The sequence below is a fragment of the Neptunicella plasticusilytica genome (assembly GCF_047922965.1).
Taxonomy (GTDB): Bacteria; Pseudomonadota; Gammaproteobacteria; order Enterobacterales; family Alteromonadaceae; genus Neptunicella; species Neptunicella plasticusilytica.
On sequence record NZ_CP150481.1, the window covers coordinates 346373 to 362595 of the forward strand.

Here is a 16223-nt window from a genome sequence, read left to right on the forward strand (position 1 = left end):
TCAGCCAGTAGTTTAAAAATGAAGAACAATAATAGCCGTGCATTTTTAAAGTGGGCAGGCGGAAAATATACATTGATGGGAGCAATACGGGAACTGTTGCCCGAGGGACGTAAACTGATTGAGCCCTTTGTGGGAGCCGGCTCGGTTTTTCTGAATACCCATTACGATCAGTATTTGCTGAATGATATCAATCCCGATTTAATCAACTTGTATAATCATCTGAAGAGCCAACCGGATAAACTGATTGCCGATGCGCGCAAATATTTTGTCGCAGACAATAACCAGGCTGATCATTACTACGCTTTACGAGCCGAATTTAACTTAAGTCGCGACAGTTATCATCGCTCCTTACTGTTCTTGTATCTGAATCGGCATGGATACAACGGACTATGTCGCTACAATTTGTCTGGCGGTTTTAATGTGCCGTTCGGACGTTACAAGAAACCCTACTTTCCCGAGCGCGAGATGTATTTTTTTGCCACTAAGGCACAACGCGCCACTTTTATCTGTGAATCCTACGTCAAGGTATTTGGCCGAGCGCGCAAAGGAGCGGTGATCTATTGTGATCCTCCTTATGCACCGATTAGCCCCAATGGCGTGGCAAACTTTACCGGCTACGCAGGTAACGGTTTTGGTCTGGATGATCAGCAAAAACTGGCACAATTATGCCACCAGACCGCACAACGCAAAGGAATTAATGTATTGCTGAGTAATCACGATACGGCAATGACCCGTCAGCTTTATCAACATGCTTCTCTGACTCCGCTACTGGTAAACAGAACCATCAGTCAAAATGGGCAAAGCAGAAAAAAGGTCGGGGAATTATTGGCGATGTATCGGGCCAGCTAACATTCTGGGACAGCAGGTTTCAGGTGACTGCAAAATTGACAACCATCATGATCGTGACAATAAACAGGATCACAAAGAGTACACCGACAAGCAGGAAAGGCAGAATCGACTTTTGCTGGAAATCATATTGACGATTGGCTTCGCTTTGCACACCTAGCGCGCTGGCCGCTACGCTCTTAACTATTCGCCACCAATTTTTCACGATGTATGACGGGGCTCTTCTATAGCAGATGAGTTGCGTGACAGTAATTCTAGCAGGTCAAGGTAATGGAATTGTATTGAGTTGCCATGCCCAAATATCCAGGACATCCAGCTAACACCAGATTCCTCATCTAGCTGCTTGGCACATCGATTGGCGGGATGACTTTGCGGCAACCTGTTATTAAATGTTGCATCGCTGCATACACAGGATACCAGTTCTTTATTAGCAGGTAGACTCGAAAAACTCACCAATGCCACCAGCACCAAAGCGGATGTGATAACCGATATTTTAAATTTTCTGAGCACGATAGAGATCCCTGCAATAAAGCATGCGAATTGGCATTATAACGTAGTTCAAATAATCAACAATAGACTTTGTCGATAAAATCTGTTGCTTTATCGTAAGCAGTATCCGAGATGTCGGTGGGGATGAGTCAGGATTGTTATAAACAAAAGGTGGACAGGCCACCTTTTGTTTATTGAGTGACGTACTTAGAAGCTCGCGCCCCAACTAACCGCGATTTTCATATCGTCATCACCAGAATCTTCAGTCGCTTTTGATACGCTGAACGTAAAATCACCTTTGGTCAGGTCAACCTGTACATGGGTGTAGTCCACATCGCCAGCAGAACTGGGCACATCAAAATCATAATGGCCTAAAGTCAAACCCAGGCCATAATCATCAGGCAATTCAAAACCATAGCTCACGCTATAGTATAAATCGCCAGTACCGAAAGGAACGTCATCATCGGCGTCGCTATTGACTGTATAAGCCACACCAAATCCGAACGCACCCAAAGAGCCGTTGAAATACAATTCACCAAAGTTGGAATCATCGTATTCTTCTTCCGGGTAGGCATAGTAGATGTAACCTACATCGTAGCCAAACCCGTTTGATTCACCACTGTAACCGAAATAGTAGTCATTTTCGTAACCACCACCTTGTCCCCAGTCGATGGTGCCGATCCAGGTGCCGGCGTACAGACCTGATTCAGTGCTGATATCCAGCCCGCCAGATACGGAAGGGCTGTTATCGCTTTGGGTAACGCCACGCCATAGATAATTACTGGTTACGCCAAAGTTGGCCGAAAATTCGGCACTGGCCATGGTTGAAACGGCCAATAATGGTGCAGCAAGCAGTACTAAGTTGAGTTTTTTGATCATTTTGTGTCTCCTTTATTGTTATTGAATACACTAGAGCAAATTCAATACCTGAATGTTTTTTACTCTAACTTATTGTTGTAAAGAAAATATAAGGTATTGATTATTAAATATAAAATAACTTTTTTTGTTGATTGGTCAGGGTTTTATCAATCTGTTTAAAAAATTGCGTTGTTTGTTTTTTGCACCAGTATGATCCTAATGCGTAGTAATGGTGCAGTCTTAGAATGCTTTTTTAGCGAGCTAAATTTGGTTAAAGTAAGCTTTTGAATTTTACTGGTATTGTTATGTCATCCTTTGTTATAGCGCCTTCTATTCTTGCTGCTGATTTTGCCTGCTTGGGGCAGGAAGTTGATGATGTCCTTAAAGCCGGGGCTGATGTTGTGCATTTTGATGTGATGGACAACCACTACGTACCAAATCTGACATTTGGTCCGATGATCTGCAAAGCCTTGCGTCAATATGGCGTCACGGCGCCCATAGATGTGCATTTAATGGTACAGCCTGTGGATGACATGATCAGTGCCTTTGCTGAAGCGGGAGCAAGCTGGATCAGTTTCCATCCGGAGGCCTCGCAACATGTTGATCGCAGTTTACAGTTAATTCAGGAGCATGGTTGTAAAGCCGGTCTGGCATTAAACCCGGCAACACCGCTAAATTGTTTGGAGCATGTTATGCATCGGCTCGATCATGTTCTGGTGATGTCGGTTAATCCCGGATTTGGTGGGCAATCTTTTATTCCTTCAATACTGGATAAAGTTGTGCAACTTAAACAAATGATCATCGCTAGTGGTAAACAAATTCGGATAGAAATTGACGGCGGCGTAAAAGTCGATAATATTCGCGCCATTGCTGAGGCAGGTGCGGACACCTTTGTCGCCGGTTCGGCTATTTTTGGACAACCTGATTACATGAAGGTAATAGGCGAGATGCGCCACCAATTGAGCCTTATCTAAACATTTGACACATGATTTGACCTAAGATCGTCAACATACATAACAGAAGAAGTACGCCATCATGAATAAACCCATAGTATTAAGCGGCTGTCAGCCATCCGGACAACTTACCATAGGTAACTATATGGGAGCGCTTAAGCAGTGGGTTGCTATGCAGCCGCATTATGATTGCCTATATATGCTGGTCGATTTGCATGCCATTACCGTGCGTCAGGATCCTAAAGTATTGCACGAAGCCTGTCTCGACGGGTTGGCTTTATACATTGCTTGTGGCATCGATCCTGAGCAAAGTACTGTGTTTATGCAGTCTCATGTACCGGAACATGCGCAGTTGGCCTGGATACTGAATTGTTATACCCAAATGGGTGAATTGAACCGGATGACCCAGTTCAAGGACAAGTCAGCCAAGAACGTGTCTAATATAAACGCCGGATTATTCACTTATCCCGCACTAATGGCGGCCGATATTCTGGTTTATCAAGCCAACCAGGTGCCGGTAGGAGAAGATCAAAAACAACATTTGGAACTGGCCCGCGATGTGGCAAACCGGATGAACAATCTGTATGGCGAGGTGTTTTCTGTGCCTGAACCCTATATTCCGGAATTTGGTGCGCGGATTATGAGTTTGCAGGATCCGGCCAAGAAAATGTCCAAATCAGATGATAATCCGAATAACTTTATCGGTTTGCTGGAAGAGCCGAAGAAAATTGCCAAGAAAATCAAACGGGCAGTCACGGATTCGGATGAGCAAGCACGGATTTACTTTGATCCCAAACAAAAAGCTGGCGTGTCTAATTTGCTGACCTTACTGTCGGGTGCGCTGGATAAGCCTGTGGCTGATCTGGTACCAGAATATGAAGGTAAAATGTACGGTCATTTAAAAGGTGATGTGGCCGACGCGGTGGTGGCATTAATTGAGCCTATTCAACAGCGTTATCAAGCTTTGCGTCAGGATAACGCAGAGTTGAATCGTATTATGAAAGCCGGTGCCGATGCTGCCAGTGAACGAGCTGCGCAAACGTTGGCAAAAGTTTATCAGGCAGTAGGATTTATCCCGCGTCCATAACAAATCGCCAAAGACGCACCGATATGCTGCTGTTAATCGACAATTACGATTCCTTTACCCATAATTTGGCCCGCTATTTTTGCGAATTGGGACAAGCTGTTGAGGTGTATCGTAATGATGAAATATCGTTGCAACAGATTGAGGAGCTGGCACCCGAGTATCTGGTTATTTCGCCGGGGCCTTGTACTCCTGACGAAGCCGGGATCAGTTTGGCTGCCATCCGCCATTTTGCTGAACGTATTCCAATTCTGGGAGTTTGCCTGGGATATCAGGCAATAGGTCAGGTGTTTGGCGCCAAGGTTGTTCGTGCTGGTCAGGTATTGCACGGAAAGGTATCCAATGTGTTTCATCAGCAAACAGGGCTTTTTGAGGATGTCACTAATCCATTTATCGCGACACGTTATCATTCGTTGATACTGCAGCCCGACAGCATTCCTGCCGAATTTACCGTCACTGCCAGATCTGTGCTCGATAACGGTGAAACCGAGGCGATAATGGCTATTGAACATAAAACATTGCCGTTATGTGGGGTACAATTTCATCCTGAATCGGTGATGACTACCAGTGGCCATCAAATATTATCTAACTTCCTGAAATTAAAAAAGATAGCGGAAAAAGAAGCAAACTTGAGCTGATCAAGCCGACAAATTTTGTCTACATCTGACCAATTTAACTGTAACATTGCCGACTTATACCGATATAAAATAAAAACGAAAACCAATATAACAGACCATGAGTAGCACAAACGCCATCATCACCGACATCGATTTCCGTATTAACACCATGATGATGGATCTTGGCCAGATCAAAGAAATCGTCAATACCGGCAGTATCGATCCTGACAATCAGGCGGCAGCAAAAGCTAAACGTGAGCTGTTGCGCATCGAGAAAATAGCCGTACGTGACAGGGAACTCAACCAGCGTTCTAAACAGAGTTTGCTGGATTCGTTGTTAAGCCAGTTGCACAGTGAATTGACGGTGCGCCTGGAAGAAGAGTTGCTGGACGAAGAAAATATCTATAAAAAAGTACTGGGTATTAATGAAAACTTGCCGGATGTACTGGATATCCTTAGCGTAAAAGCTGCCTCTATAGGTCGAATTGAGCCCGTTATCGCGACCATGCCCTGGTTGGTAAAAGACCTGATCAAAATGGTCAATATGCCTAAATACCGCCGGGTGGATCGCAAGGGTAAAAGTATTGCGGTGGAAAGCCTGCGCATGGCGCTGAGTTTTATCGGTATCGAGAATCTCAAAATGGTGGTGCCAGCCATGGCGATGCGCCGCTGGTTGCCGCAAATTACTGATCCCTATCCGTCGATTAAAAGTCGTTTGTGGGATCTGTCCATCGGTACCGCAATCAGCTGCCGTAAAATGGCCGAGCTGGTCGGGCAGGATCAGGGAATGGCATTTACTCTGGGCATGTTTCACAATCTGGGAACAATAGTACTGGTGCGACTATATTTCCGCTTATTTGAACTGGTGTTGCGCGACGCGTTGAAAGAAGCACAGGATAATCAGAAAAAGCAGGAATACGACGCGCTGAGAGAGCTTAAACCTAATGCTGATTTCTTGCGTGAACTGATAATACAACGAGCATCAACAATTTCTGCCAAAATGATTAAACGCATGGATATGCGCCGAGTTTACATTAGTCATGCCATGGGGGAGTACGCCGAGCAAGCGCCGATAGCGGAAATGTCACCTATGGCAAAGATATTGAGTCAGGCATCTGCCTACACCAAATATCGTAATCTTAAAGAATTTAAATTAATTACCACCGATGAAGCCAAAGATTACCTGCGCTGTTTCAGCATGCCCAAAGGCTCATTGGCGATGTTGAAAAATACCAATTTGTCCAAGCTGGATCTAACGCTTAATCAGACATCTGACCAATCAAACTAGATTTATTTCTGCATAGCTATGTAATTGATATATTTATTCCTTGTTAAATGCATTAAAAAGAATAAATAATTACTAATAGTTATTCACTAATTCTGCAATTGTAGCTCAATCCCTTTGTTTTTAAGCGATACTGTTAATTATCTAGGAGGAGACAAGAGCGTTCTCTTCTGGAATAATGTCGGCAATTTTTTCCATCCACAGTGGATAACCAACCAGTTTGAGGTAGCAAAATGAATGTCACTCGCGAGTTATTTGATGAAGTAATGGTCCCTAACTATAACCCTGCCGCCATGATCCCGGTCCGTGGATTAGGTTCCAGAGTATGGGATCAGAATGATAACGAGTATGTCGATTTTGCCGGTGGTATCGCGGTAAATGTGTTGGGTCATTGTCACCCTAATCTGGTTAATGCTTTAAAAGAGCAGGGCGACAAGCTTTGGCACCTAAGTAACGTTTTTACCAATGAACCCGCATTACGTCTGGCTAAAAAACTGGTCGATGCCACGTTCGCCGAGCAGGTCTATTTCGCCAATTCGGGCGGTGAAGCCAACGAAGCCGCACTAAAGCTGGCACGTCGCTGGGCGCTGGAACACCATGGCGAACAGAAAAACCAGATTATTGCCTTTAAACAAGGTTTTCATGGCCGTACTTTCTTTACCGTGACGGTTGGTGGACAACCCGCTTATTCCGACGGCTTCGGGCCAAAACCAGGTGCTATTGACCATGCGGTATATAACGATCTGGATAGTTTAAAAGCATTAATATCGGACAATACCTGTGCGGTGATGATGGAGCCTCTGCAAGGCGAAGGCGGGATTATTAGTCCCACTGCTGAATTTGTTAAAGGGGTGCGCGAACTTTGTGATCAACACAATGCTTTGCTGATTTTTGATGAAGTACAATCCGGTGTGGGCCGTACCGGTGATCTGTATGCTTATATGGGACTGGATGTTGTTCCTGATATTTTAACTACTGCTAAAGCATTAGGCGGAGGTTTCCCGATTGGTGCGATGCTGACGACTAAAGCCATTGCTGCCAGTTTGAAAGTCGGGACTCATGGCAGCACCTATGGTGGTAATCCTTTAGCCTGTGCAGTCGCTGAAGCCGCTTTTGATACCGTGAATACGCCAGAAGTACTGGAAGGTGTAGCCCGTAAAGAACAATTGTTCCGCCAAGGCCTGGATGCCATCAACCAAAAATATAACGTGTTTAGTGAAGTGCGTGGTAAAGGCTTGTTGCTTGGCGGCGTATTAACTGAAAAATATCAGGGTCGTTCACGTGACTTCTTGGTTGCTGCCACCAAACAGAAACTGATGTGTCTGGTTGCCGGTGCCAATGTGGTACGTTTTGCACCTTCATTGGTGGTTCCTGATGAAGATATTCAGGAAGGTTTAGCGCGTTTTGAACAAGCAGTCGCCAGTGTCGTCAACGCTGAATGATAGTAATTTGTCGGGGCAAGCCGCAATGATGATAATTCGGCCTATTCAGGCCAATGACTATGAAGCGTTGTATCAATGTGCAGTGGAATCCGGAGTGGGTTTCACTTCATTACCGGTCAACGAGCAACTGCTGCATAAAAAAATCGACCAGTCTATCCAGTCTTTTGCCAGTCAGGTTGAAAAACCAGGGCCGGAAAGTTACCTGTTTGTGATGCAGGACACCCATAGCGATGAAGTTGTGGGGACCAGCGGAATTCAGGCAGCTGTGGGGCTGGATGATGCTTTTTACCATTATCACATGGGTAAAGTCGTCCATGCTTCGCGTGAACTGGATATCTATAATCCCATCGATATTCTGACCTGTTGCAACGACTACACCGGTGTATCGGAAATCTGCACCTTGTTCCTCAGAGAGCAGGCTCGCAAGAGTTATAACGGGCGTTTTTTATCAAAGTTCCGTTTTCTGTTTATCGCCGAGCATGCGCAGCGTTTCTCGGAACGGGTAATTGCCGAAATGCGCGGCGTGTCGGATGAAAATGGCAATTCGCCGTTTTGGCAATGGCTGGAAGAGCACTTCTTTTCACTGGATTTCCCGACAGTGGATTATCTGACCGGGATCGGCCAGAAGGGCTTTATTGCCGAACTGATGCCCAAGTACCCCATTTATGTCAGCTTACTGAGCAAAGAGGCGCAGGCGGTTATTGGCAAGGTACATGAAAAGACCCGCCCTGCCTTGCAATTATTGCACTCCGAAGGGTTCAGCTGTCGTGGCTATGTGGATATTTTTGATGCCGGTCCAACGGTTGAGGCCCATGTGCAACATATTCGCACCGCTCAGGCCAGTCAGAAACTGGCGGTTAAAATTGGCCATCCCGAGCATGCCGAAGTTAAAATTATTATCAATACCCATGTGGCTGATTTTCGCGGCGTTGCTGTTCCCGCGTTAGTTGAAGGCGAACATCTTATCATCTCGCAAGCAGCGGCCACGGCACTTAAGGTGCAGGATGGCGATATGGTGCGTTTTGCACCGATTAAACTGTAAGGAATTCAATCAATGACGACACATTATATAGGTGGTCAATGGCTGGCCGGTGACGGTCACGATATGACATCAGTGGATTCAGCCAGAAAAAATACCATTTGGCAGGCAAAAGCTGCCAGCCCGGCGCAGGTGGAGCAAGCTATTAATGCTGCTCGCGCTGCCTTTGTGGCGTGGAGTGAGTTCAGCTTTGATGAGCGACTGGTGTTTGTAAAACGTTTTGCCGAAATGTTGGCACAACACAAAGACGAACTGGCGTTAACTATCGCACAGGAAACCGGTAAACCTTTGTGGGAAACGGCCACAGAAGTGGCGGCCATGATAGGTAAAGTTGGCATCTCGGAACGCGCTTATCAGGAACGTACCGGCACCGTAGAAAATGCTATGCCGGTAGGTAAAGCTTTTATCCGTCACAAGCCGCACGGCGTAGTGGCGGTTTTTGGTCCGTATAATTTCCCGGGGCATCTGCCAAATGGGCATATCGTCCCTGCGCTGTTAGCGGGTAATACTATTGTGTTCAAGCCCAGTGACCTCACCCCGTTAGTGGCGGAAAAAACCGTCCAGTTGTGGCAAAAAGCCGGTTTACCCGATGGCGTGCTCAATCTGGTCCAAGGTGAAGTTGAAACCGGTAAAGCCTTGGCTAGCAGTGCCAATATTGATGGATTATTTTTCACCGGTAGTTCGCGTACGGGTAAAATTCTGCATGAACAGTTTGCCGGTCATCCGGGTAAAATTTTGGCGCTGGAAATGGGCGGTAACAATCCGCTTATCGTTAAAGATGTCAGCGATATTGACGCTACCGTGCACGATATTGTCCAGTCTGCCTTTGTCACATCGGGTCAGCGCTGTACCTGTTCACGTCGCTTATTTATCGAAAGTAGCCCACAAGGTGACGCTATTTTAGCGCGCTTGCTGGAAGTGACGGCCAATATTCAGGTGGGCGATTATGCCGCCGAACCCCAACCTTTTATGGGCGCGATGATTTCTGCTAACGCGGCTAAAATGATGATTGCCGCCCAGCAAAAATTGCAAAACCTGGGGGCGACCAGTTTAATCGAAATGCAACATCAAGATGTGGAAACCGGTTTTGTCACACCAGGTATTATTGATGTGACCGATATTGTGGCGGATATGCCGGATGAAGAACATTTTGGGCCATTGCTTAAAGTGATCCGTTACACCGACTTTGATGTGGCTATTAACGAAGCCAATAATACCGCTTTCGGGTTGTCGGCTGGTTTATTGTCAGACAGCGAAGAGCTGTATCAGCATTTCTTTAGCCGTATCCGTGCCGGAATTGTCAACTGGAACCGGCCTATCACCGGTGCCAGTAGCGCTGCACCTTTTGGTGGTATTGGCGAAAGCGGTAATCATCGTGCTAGCGCCTATTATGCCGCTGATTACTGCGCTTATCCGGTCGCTTCAGTCGAGTTGGATAAAGTCACCATGCCTGGCAGTTTAAGCCCAGGTCTGAAGTTTTAATTATGGTTGCGCCAGATCAATATCGATCTGGTGCTTTTTTGTATGATTAAGCAACTGATAATCTTGTCAGTAAATGTTTGAGAGAAGCCATGCATAACAATATTGATACCCTATTTGACAATCTTTGGCAGGATTACATTGCCATTACCCCTTCAGCACAAAAAGTGCATCAGTTACTCGGCCAGGGCGATGATATTATTAACGATCATATTGCGCTGCGGACCTTTAATCTGGAAAAAGTCAGCCTGGACAAGTTGGCAGCTCACTTTCTGGCAGTTGGTTATGAAGAAAAGGGCCAATATGACTTTGAGCAGAAAAAACTCAAAGCCAAACATTTTGAGCATCCGGACGATACCAAACCAAAAGTGTTTATCAGTGAATTGCTGGTAGAAGAATTTTCCGACAAGTTGCAGAACGTTGTACGCAACATGGTTGAGCAAATCCCTGCTGACGTCGTTAACGCAGATAATTTCTTATATTCCGGTACCCACTGGCAAGTCAGCAGTGAAGATTATCAAGCGTTGTTGGCTGAATCTGAATATGCGGCATGGATGGCAGCCTGGGGTTATCGTGCCAATCACTTTACCGTTAGTGTGAACTATCTGACGCGCTATAACGAGTTAACCGAGGTGAATACTGCGCTTAAACAGGCCGGTTTTGTGTTGAATACCTCAGGTGGTGAAATTAAAGGTGGGGAAGAGGTTTGTCTGGCCCAGTCTTCGACCATGGCCGATAAAATGCCGGTACAGTTCAGTGACAAAAAGATTGAAATTCCCAGCTGTTTCTACGAATTTGCCCAGCGTTACAAAATGGCCGATGGCAATTATTACAAAGGTTTTGTCGCTGCTTCGGCCGATAAAATCTTTGAAAGTACCAATGTGGTGATGTAGCCAATATTGGCTACTTAGATACAATGCAAACCCCGTTTTTACGGGGTTTTTTATATCTTCATCATTTTTGCAAAGTTCATATCCAGGCAAACGCCCACTCCAATAACTTTACATTTCTTTGCAACTGCGCACGTTACATTACTTCCTGCTCGCTAAAATCATCCTGAATCAAACTCTTATATCCAACATGACAAAAGGTAATTTATGAGAAAGCGTTTATTTATTCTAATGGCTACTATTGCAATTTTTGCAGCACAGCCAACGTTAGCCAGTACTGAAGATTCAAAATTTCAGGAAGACTCTATGGCAATATCTATTGTTGAAACTAAACAGCGTTTAGAACTTTCGGCAGAGCAGGAAGTTAAATTTTCTCCTGTATTAGATCAACATATAAAACAGCGTTCGGCACTTCTTGATAAATATGGGCTTAATCAAGAAAGTTCGTCTATCTCTTTGCGTAATCTAAGAAATTTCAGAAATGAAATGCTCACGTTAAGCGAGCAAACCAGAGATAAGGTTGCTGAGATTCTCAATGATGAGCAGTTAAAAGAATGGGATAGCATTCAGCAAGAAAATCGCGTGGCAATGCGCCAGAGTTTTTCCTGGCAATAAATGCAATTAATCAAGCTTAGTGGCTACTAAGCTTGATTAATTAAAATAAGTTGATCAACACGCTCTAGTCAACTTTGCCAACACGCGGCATATCGCAATAACAGGTTTAGACCTGATTATCTCCAGCAGAAAACTCAGACAAACATTCCAGATCGTATCGACGGCGCATTTCCGTCCTTCTAATCGGCTTGCCCCATAAATCGCTTATCTTAACTTTCAGTTCCTGACAGTTTTTTGCTAATTCAGCCTGCTCATCAGCAAAATTATTCGCCGGGTTAGTCGCACAAGCAGACAAGGCCAGTACAGAGATTACCGAAGAAAATACTATTTTTGACATCACTTTTCCTTTTCCAAAGTGCCGAGTTGTTAGTGAAAATATTCATTCTGTAATAGGTTTGCGTGCCATTGCTAAACGCTAAAACTGGGCGCAAAGTGTATTCTTTCGCGAGCAAAGTAATGTTTGTGCGTGTAAAGTTTTGCAAAATCAGGTTTGGGAATCGCATAACCACACGCATCCTGGTTACGGGGATGGCAAGGGGCGCATTTCGGCGTTGGATTCGCGGGCTGCTAGTGAGTGATTATTTGATTAGCGCGTGTACTTACATTTCTTTTCATTTAATGACGTTAGATTACGCGATTTATCTTAGGATAATTTTCTGAGTTGAATTTTTTGCTAGATAAAACTTTTTTATTAGAGAGCTTAAGTCCATAGACTAGCCCCCAGATTGGGATTAGTGAGGAAACAGAATGGGTACAGATAATTTAATAAACGTACTTATGGTGGATGACGATGATGTGTTGACTGAGTCGGTCAATGCCTATTTTTTATCCGAAGGCGGCTTTACTTTTACTTCGAGAAACAATGGTGAAGCTGGGGTGGAAGCGGCAATATCCCAAGACTTCGATGTGATTATATTGGATGTCACTATGCCGAAAATGAACGGCTTCGAGACGTTAAAAGCATTGCGCCGCTATAAGGATACGCCAGTCATCATGTTGACTGCTCGTGGTGACGATCTTGATCGAATTTTAGGGTTAGAAATCGGTGCGGATGATTATGTCCCCAAGCCATGTAACTTAAGAGAACTGGTTGCCAGGGTGCGTGCCATTATGCGACGGGTCTCTGCAAGGAGTGATGCGCCGGAAATTGACGACAACTTTTTAATTGTGGGTGACTTAAAACTCGGATTTGGCTCGTTTACGGTAGAAAAAAACGGCGTACCGGTATTGATGACCAGTACCGAGTTTATGGTGCTGGAGAAGCTGACAAACATGGCGGGCGAAGTGGTTTCCAAGGATGATATTTCCCGCCATGCGCTTGGGCGGCGTCTGTCACTGTATGACAGAAGTGTTGATGCCCATATTGTCAATTTACGCAAAAAGCTTGGTCCCATGGCTGATGGACAGCAGAGAATTAAAACTGTCCGTGGGCGTGGTTACCTGTATGTAAGTTTATAAACTCAAGGTGTTGCTAGGTGTATCGTTTTTTTCGAAGAATATTTCTGTCTGTTTGGGTAATTATCATTACCACTGCGTTGCTGACCGGCATCGTTGCCCGTTGGTTGCCAGAAGATGCAACTAATCATCAACTGCCGTTCTATCAACAATTAGCCGAGAATGTCGCTTTCGGAATACGTAAAAAACTGGCGCAAGGTCAAGCGATCGACGCGCAGAATATGGCACAAGAACATATTCTACAGGCAGATAACGTGATCCAGGTTTATGTCATTGCTCCAGACGGTAAAGACATTTTAGGACGTGAATACGATAACAAATTCGATTTGGCCACCGTGCATGACAAAGATGGACTGACAGTAATACGCGAAGGGCTAGGGGGCTATGTTGTTATCGGTGTAAGGAATTATTTTCCTATCGCCAAATTGTTAATTATGCCGTGGGCCCGCCTTATTCTTGGTTTGACCGCGTTAGTAGTCAGTATCATCGTGTCGCTAGCCTTGTCCCGTTTTATTGTTAAACCGGTTCGGCTGTTGCGTGAAGCAGGTCAAAAGGTGGCAAGTGGTGACTTAAGTATTAGCGTGTCGCATCAAGTGCAAGGGCGTCGCGATGATATTGCGTTGTTAGCCAAAGATTTTGATTTCATGACCGAGCAAATTCATAACTTGCTGGAAAAGCAGAAGCGTCTGATGCGTGATGTATCCCATGAGCTTCGCTCTCCACTGGCAAGATTACAGGCCCTTTTCTCGCTTGCCCGGCAAAAGCTGGATAAACAGGGTGGCCAACTTGAAATTGAATATATAGATCGAATGGAAGGCGAGAGTGAACAACTCAATTCGTTAATAGAGCGCATTCTCGTTTTTACTCGCCTTGAGTCCGGCAAGGAAATCCATCGCCATACCACAGACTTGGTCGACCTACTCAATGTGATTGCAGAAGATGCGTCTATAGAAGGTTATCAGCAAAACAAAGATGTGCAGGTCATAGGTGTGGAAAAATGTGTAATGGAGTTAGACAGCGCCCTCATTCAAAGTGCTTTTGAAAACATTATTCGCAACGCCCTGCGTTACACAAAACCAGGCACCAATGTGACGGTAAAGGTGTCGCATTCCAATTCAGATGTGAAGGTGGAAATTTGTGATCACGGCCCAGGTGTACCAGAACAGGAATTGGCGCTAATTTTTGAACCCTTTTTCAGGGTCGAAGCCTCACGCCAACACAAAATGGGCGGGGGCGGTATCGGGCTGGCGATAGTAGAGCGTGCGATACGTTTGCACCAAGGAACAGTCAAAGCTGAAAACGTCAGTGATGGCGGGTTAAAGGTGACAGTGACCTTGCCTGGGGCAATCAACTTGCCTTAACACCCATACCTCAATCTCAAAAGTGTAAATTTCATTCATATCACATCTTTACAAAACATTGCATTCCCTGCCGTTTATCTACAGTCCTCCAGTTAATATTGCACCGTTTTTTTAAAGGCATGTTTCAGCTGTCTGAATCGCTTTTAAACAATATTTAGTCGGGACAATGTTTTCGCTATTTAAGTTACTCATTGGGGGCAAGATGAAAAAATTGATGATGTTGGTTGCAACATTTGCCAGCTGCATCTTACTCAGCGGTTGTATTGGTATTGCTGCTGAGGGCACAAGAGCGGTTCACAGCGAAGTCGTACGTAGCCAGAACATTGATGCGGCGTTGGCCGGTAATGCAGAAGCGCAATATAAAATAGGCAGCGCTTATTGCTGTTCACCCAACGGCCAAACAGAGGGCTATTACGACAATCAAAAGGCCACTGAATTCCTGTGCATGGCAGCCATTCAGGGGCATGGCTTAGCTGCCCTGAAATTAGGCAAAATCCATTCGGGTGATTTATACGATGGGGTTCGATTACTTCAGCGCGCCAGAACAGCCATGTCCGGCAACACTGAAAGCAACTTAACCGTCGCGACATATTGGTTAACCCAAGCAAAATTGGCCGGTATTGATGAAGCAAGCACCTTGTTAAATAGCTTGCCCAACAGTTTGGACATTTCGCATTTTGTTAAACCGGAGAATACCCCATGCACGATAAAACAGGTTTATGGAGTTTAAAAATGCGTTCAATACATAAAATGAATAGAGTGATTTTGCTTGCGGTTGATTTGACCTTGATATTGCTAACCAATGGTTGCCATAAAGCCCCGCAAACTGAAGACTCACCTGAATTAAGGCGCGTGATGACTCAGGTGGTTGAATCTACCTCAGCTCAACGTTGGCGGGAGTTCCCGGGTGTGGTTGAGGCCGCACAACAGGCCGATCTTGGCTTTCGTGTAGCTGGTAAACTGGTCAGTATTGCGGTTGAAGAAGGCGACCATGTTGCACAAGGCCAAGTACTGGCAAGGCTGGAAGATGCGGATTACCAGATCCAGTTAAACAGCGCCAAAGCCGAGTATAACCAAGCCAATACCGAGTTTGAGCGGGCAAAAGTCTTATTGAATAAAACCCTGATTGCCCGTGCCGATTACGACAAACTTGCAGCCCAGCGTGCTGCCGCTTTGGCTTCACTGGAAGCGGCACAGCAAAATCTGCAGTACACCATTATCAAAGCCCCGTTTACTGGCATCATCGCTCGTCGATACGTGGATAATTTTGAAGATATTTCCACTATGCAGCCGATTGTGACGATTCAGGACTTGTCCACTTTGCATATTAAAGTGGATATTCCTGAAACCGTGATGATTCGATTGAAACAAGCGAGTGGAACAAAGGTCTATGCGTCTTTCGATGCGTTACCCAATCAGCAGTTTCCACTGGCTTTGCAGGCCGTTTCTACTGAAGCCGATCCTGCATCACGTACTTTTTCTGTGACCTTCAATATGCCCAGTTTAGGCAACGCCACCATCTTGCCGGGAATGTCGGTAACGGTACGCGGAACCCAACAGGGAATGCCGGGCGGCATTTTGGTACCGACACAAGTTGTGTCCGAAAATACCAACGGCAGGTTTATTTATGTGGTGCAAAGCAACGGTGATGGCACAGGTACCGTGCATCAGCGCGCTGTTTATACAGGTGCGATTCATCAGCAAGGCATCGTTATTGTTAGCGGGCTTCAAGACGGGGAGCGAATTATTACCGCCGGCATGAGCAAAATGTCAGAAGGCTTGCAGGTACGTTTAGGTCAAGGGGAATAGC

The 16223-nt window shown here is 45.4% G+C and carries 18 protein-coding genes; 14 read left to right on the plus strand and 4 right to left on the minus strand.

Annotated features, from left to right (window positions below):
• The first annotated feature begins 18 nt into the window (after window positions 1-18).
• Window positions 19-849 carry a Dam family site-specific DNA-(adenine-N6)-methyltransferase gene (locus V1467_RS01650; RefSeq protein WP_416307071.1) on the plus strand — a complete coding sequence of 277 codons (831 nt, stop codon included), beginning with the start codon at window positions 19-21 and terminating at the stop codon, window positions 847-849.
• A 19-nt stretch (window positions 850-868) separates the two neighbouring features.
• Here the strand turns inward: V1467_RS01650 and V1467_RS01655 are convergent, their stop codons facing one another.
• The 3 genes from V1467_RS01655 to V1467_RS01665 all read right to left on the minus strand — a co-directional run bounded on the left by V1467_RS01655 (window position 869) and on the right by V1467_RS01665 (window position 2214).
• A complete protein-coding gene (locus V1467_RS01655) occupies window positions 869-1051 on the minus strand; it encodes a DUF2970 domain-containing protein (protein WP_416307072.1) in 183 nt (60 codons plus the stop codon).
• Window positions 1048-1356, minus strand: coding sequence for a hypothetical protein (locus V1467_RS01660; RefSeq protein ID WP_416307073.1), 309 nt, complete (start codon window positions 1354-1356; stop codon window positions 1048-1050). The genes V1467_RS01655 and V1467_RS01660 overlap by 4 nt, the downstream gene beginning before the upstream one ends.
• A 186-nt stretch (window positions 1357-1542) precedes the next feature.
• Window positions 1543-2214: a TorF family putative porin gene (locus tag V1467_RS01665; protein WP_416307074.1), complete on the minus strand. Its 672-nt coding sequence runs from the start codon at window positions 2212-2214 to the stop codon at window positions 1543-1545.
• A 284-nt stretch (window positions 2215-2498) separates the two neighbouring features.
• Between V1467_RS01665 and rpe the strand changes: the two genes are divergently transcribed.
• The 9 genes from rpe (at window position 2499) to V1467_RS01710 (ending at window position 11597) form a co-directional block, all read left to right on the plus strand.
• Window positions 2499-3167: a ribulose-phosphate 3-epimerase gene (gene rpe, locus V1467_RS01670; protein ID WP_416307075.1), complete on the plus strand. Its 669-nt coding sequence runs from the start codon at window positions 2499-2501 to the stop codon at window positions 3165-3167.
• A gap of 61 nt (window positions 3168-3228) precedes the next feature.
• Window positions 3229-4233, plus strand: a complete 1005-nt coding sequence (gene trpS, locus V1467_RS01675; protein ID WP_416307076.1) for a tryptophan--tRNA ligase — start codon at window positions 3229-3231, stop codon at window positions 4231-4233.
• A 23-nt stretch (window positions 4234-4256) separates the two neighbouring features.
• Entirely contained in the window at window positions 4257-4868 is a 612-nt protein-coding gene (locus V1467_RS01680) for an anthranilate synthase component II (protein ID WP_416307077.1), read from the plus strand.
• 97 nt (window positions 4869-4965) lie between these two features.
• Entirely contained in the window at window positions 4966-6135 is a 1170-nt protein-coding gene (locus tag V1467_RS01685) for an HDOD domain-containing protein (RefSeq protein WP_416307078.1), read from the plus strand.
• Between the two features lie 230 nt (window positions 6136-6365).
• A complete protein-coding gene (locus V1467_RS01690) occupies window positions 6366-7574 on the plus strand; it encodes an aspartate aminotransferase family protein (protein WP_416307079.1) in 1209 nt (402 codons plus the stop codon).
• 25 nt (window positions 7575-7599) lie between these two features.
• Complete coding sequence (gene astA, locus V1467_RS01695) at window positions 7600-8616, plus strand: arginine N-succinyltransferase (protein ID WP_416307080.1); 1017 nt, start codon at window positions 7600-7602, stop codon at window positions 8614-8616.
• Between the two features lie 12 nt (window positions 8617-8628).
• Entirely contained in the window at window positions 8629-10095 is a 1467-nt protein-coding gene (gene astD, locus V1467_RS01700; protein WP_416307081.1) for a succinylglutamate-semialdehyde dehydrogenase, read from the plus strand.
• Between the two features lie 89 nt (window positions 10096-10184).
• A complete protein-coding gene (locus V1467_RS01705; RefSeq protein ID WP_416307082.1) occupies window positions 10185-10985 on the plus strand; it encodes a DUF1338 domain-containing protein in 801 nt (266 codons plus the stop codon).
• 204 nt (window positions 10986-11189) lie between these two features.
• A complete protein-coding gene (locus V1467_RS01710; protein WP_416307083.1) occupies window positions 11190-11597 on the plus strand; it encodes a hypothetical protein in 408 nt (135 codons plus the stop codon).
• A gap of 106 nt (window positions 11598-11703) precedes the next feature.
• Here the strand turns inward: V1467_RS01710 and V1467_RS01715 are convergent, their stop codons facing one another.
• Window positions 11704-11934, minus strand: a complete 231-nt coding sequence (locus V1467_RS01715) for a hypothetical protein (RefSeq protein ID WP_416307084.1) — start codon at window positions 11932-11934, stop codon at window positions 11704-11706.
• A 410-nt stretch (window positions 11935-12344) separates the two neighbouring features.
• Here V1467_RS01715 and V1467_RS01720 point away from each other — a divergent pair, with 410 nt between their 5' ends.
• The 4 genes from V1467_RS01720 (at window position 12345) to V1467_RS01735 (ending at window position 16222) form a co-directional block, all read left to right on the plus strand.
• Entirely contained in the window at window positions 12345-13055 is a 711-nt protein-coding gene (locus V1467_RS01720; RefSeq protein ID WP_416307085.1) for a response regulator, read from the plus strand.
• A gap of 17 nt (window positions 13056-13072) precedes the next feature.
• Window positions 13073-14413, plus strand: coding sequence for an ATP-binding protein (locus V1467_RS01725; RefSeq protein WP_416307086.1), 1341 nt, complete (start codon window positions 13073-13075; stop codon window positions 14411-14413).
• Between the two features lie 202 nt (window positions 14414-14615).
• The gene (locus tag V1467_RS01730) at window positions 14616-15143 is read left to right on the plus strand and encodes a hypothetical protein (protein WP_416307087.1); all 528 of its coding nucleotides are present in this window, start codon (window positions 14616-14618) and stop codon (window positions 15141-15143) included.
• Between the two features lie 2 nt (window positions 15144-15145).
• The gene (locus V1467_RS01735) at window positions 15146-16222 is read left to right on the plus strand and encodes an efflux RND transporter periplasmic adaptor subunit (protein ID WP_416307088.1); all 1077 of its coding nucleotides are present in this window, start codon (window positions 15146-15148) and stop codon (window positions 16220-16222) included.
• Window position 16223: the final 1 nt, after the last annotated feature.

Excerpts from the sequence above, each read along its gene's own strand:
- V1467_RS01650 (WP_416307071.1), top strand. The coding sequence starts at position 19 with ATGAAGAACAATAATAGCCGTGCATTTTTAAAGTGGGCAGGCGGAAAA.
- V1467_RS01665 (WP_416307074.1), bottom strand. The coding sequence starts at position 2,214 with ATGATCAAAAAACTCAACTTAGTACTGCTTGCTGCACCATTATTGGCC.
- rpe (WP_416307075.1), top strand. The coding sequence starts at position 2,499 with ATGTCATCCTTTGTTATAGCGCCTTCTATTCTTGCTGCTGATTTTGCC.
- trpS (WP_416307076.1), top strand. The coding sequence starts at position 3,229 with ATGAATAAACCCATAGTATTAAGCGGCTGTCAGCCATCCGGACAACTT.
- V1467_RS01680 (WP_416307077.1), top strand. The coding sequence starts at position 4,257 with ATGCTGCTGTTAATCGACAATTACGATTCCTTTACCCATAATTTGGCC.
- V1467_RS01685 (WP_416307078.1), top strand. The coding sequence starts at position 4,966 with ATGAGTAGCACAAACGCCATCATCACCGACATCGATTTCCGTATTAAC.
- V1467_RS01690 (WP_416307079.1), top strand. The coding sequence starts at position 6,366 with ATGAATGTCACTCGCGAGTTATTTGATGAAGTAATGGTCCCTAACTAT.
- astA (WP_416307080.1), top strand. The coding sequence starts at position 7,600 with ATGATGATAATTCGGCCTATTCAGGCCAATGACTATGAAGCGTTGTAT.
- astD (WP_416307081.1), top strand. The coding sequence starts at position 8,629 with ATGACGACACATTATATAGGTGGTCAATGGCTGGCCGGTGACGGTCAC.
- V1467_RS01705 (WP_416307082.1), top strand. The coding sequence starts at position 10,185 with ATGCATAACAATATTGATACCCTATTTGACAATCTTTGGCAGGATTAC.
- V1467_RS01710 (WP_416307083.1), top strand. The coding sequence starts at position 11,190 with ATGAGAAAGCGTTTATTTATTCTAATGGCTACTATTGCAATTTTTGCA.
- V1467_RS01715 (WP_416307084.1), bottom strand. The coding sequence starts at position 11,934 with ATGTCAAAAATAGTATTTTCTTCGGTAATCTCTGTACTGGCCTTGTCT.
- V1467_RS01720 (WP_416307085.1), top strand. The coding sequence starts at position 12,345 with ATGGGTACAGATAATTTAATAAACGTACTTATGGTGGATGACGATGAT.
- V1467_RS01730 (WP_416307087.1), top strand. The coding sequence starts at position 14,616 with ATGAAAAAATTGATGATGTTGGTTGCAACATTTGCCAGCTGCATCTTA.
- V1467_RS01735 (WP_416307088.1), top strand. The coding sequence starts at position 15,146 with ATGCGTTCAATACATAAAATGAATAGAGTGATTTTGCTTGCGGTTGAT.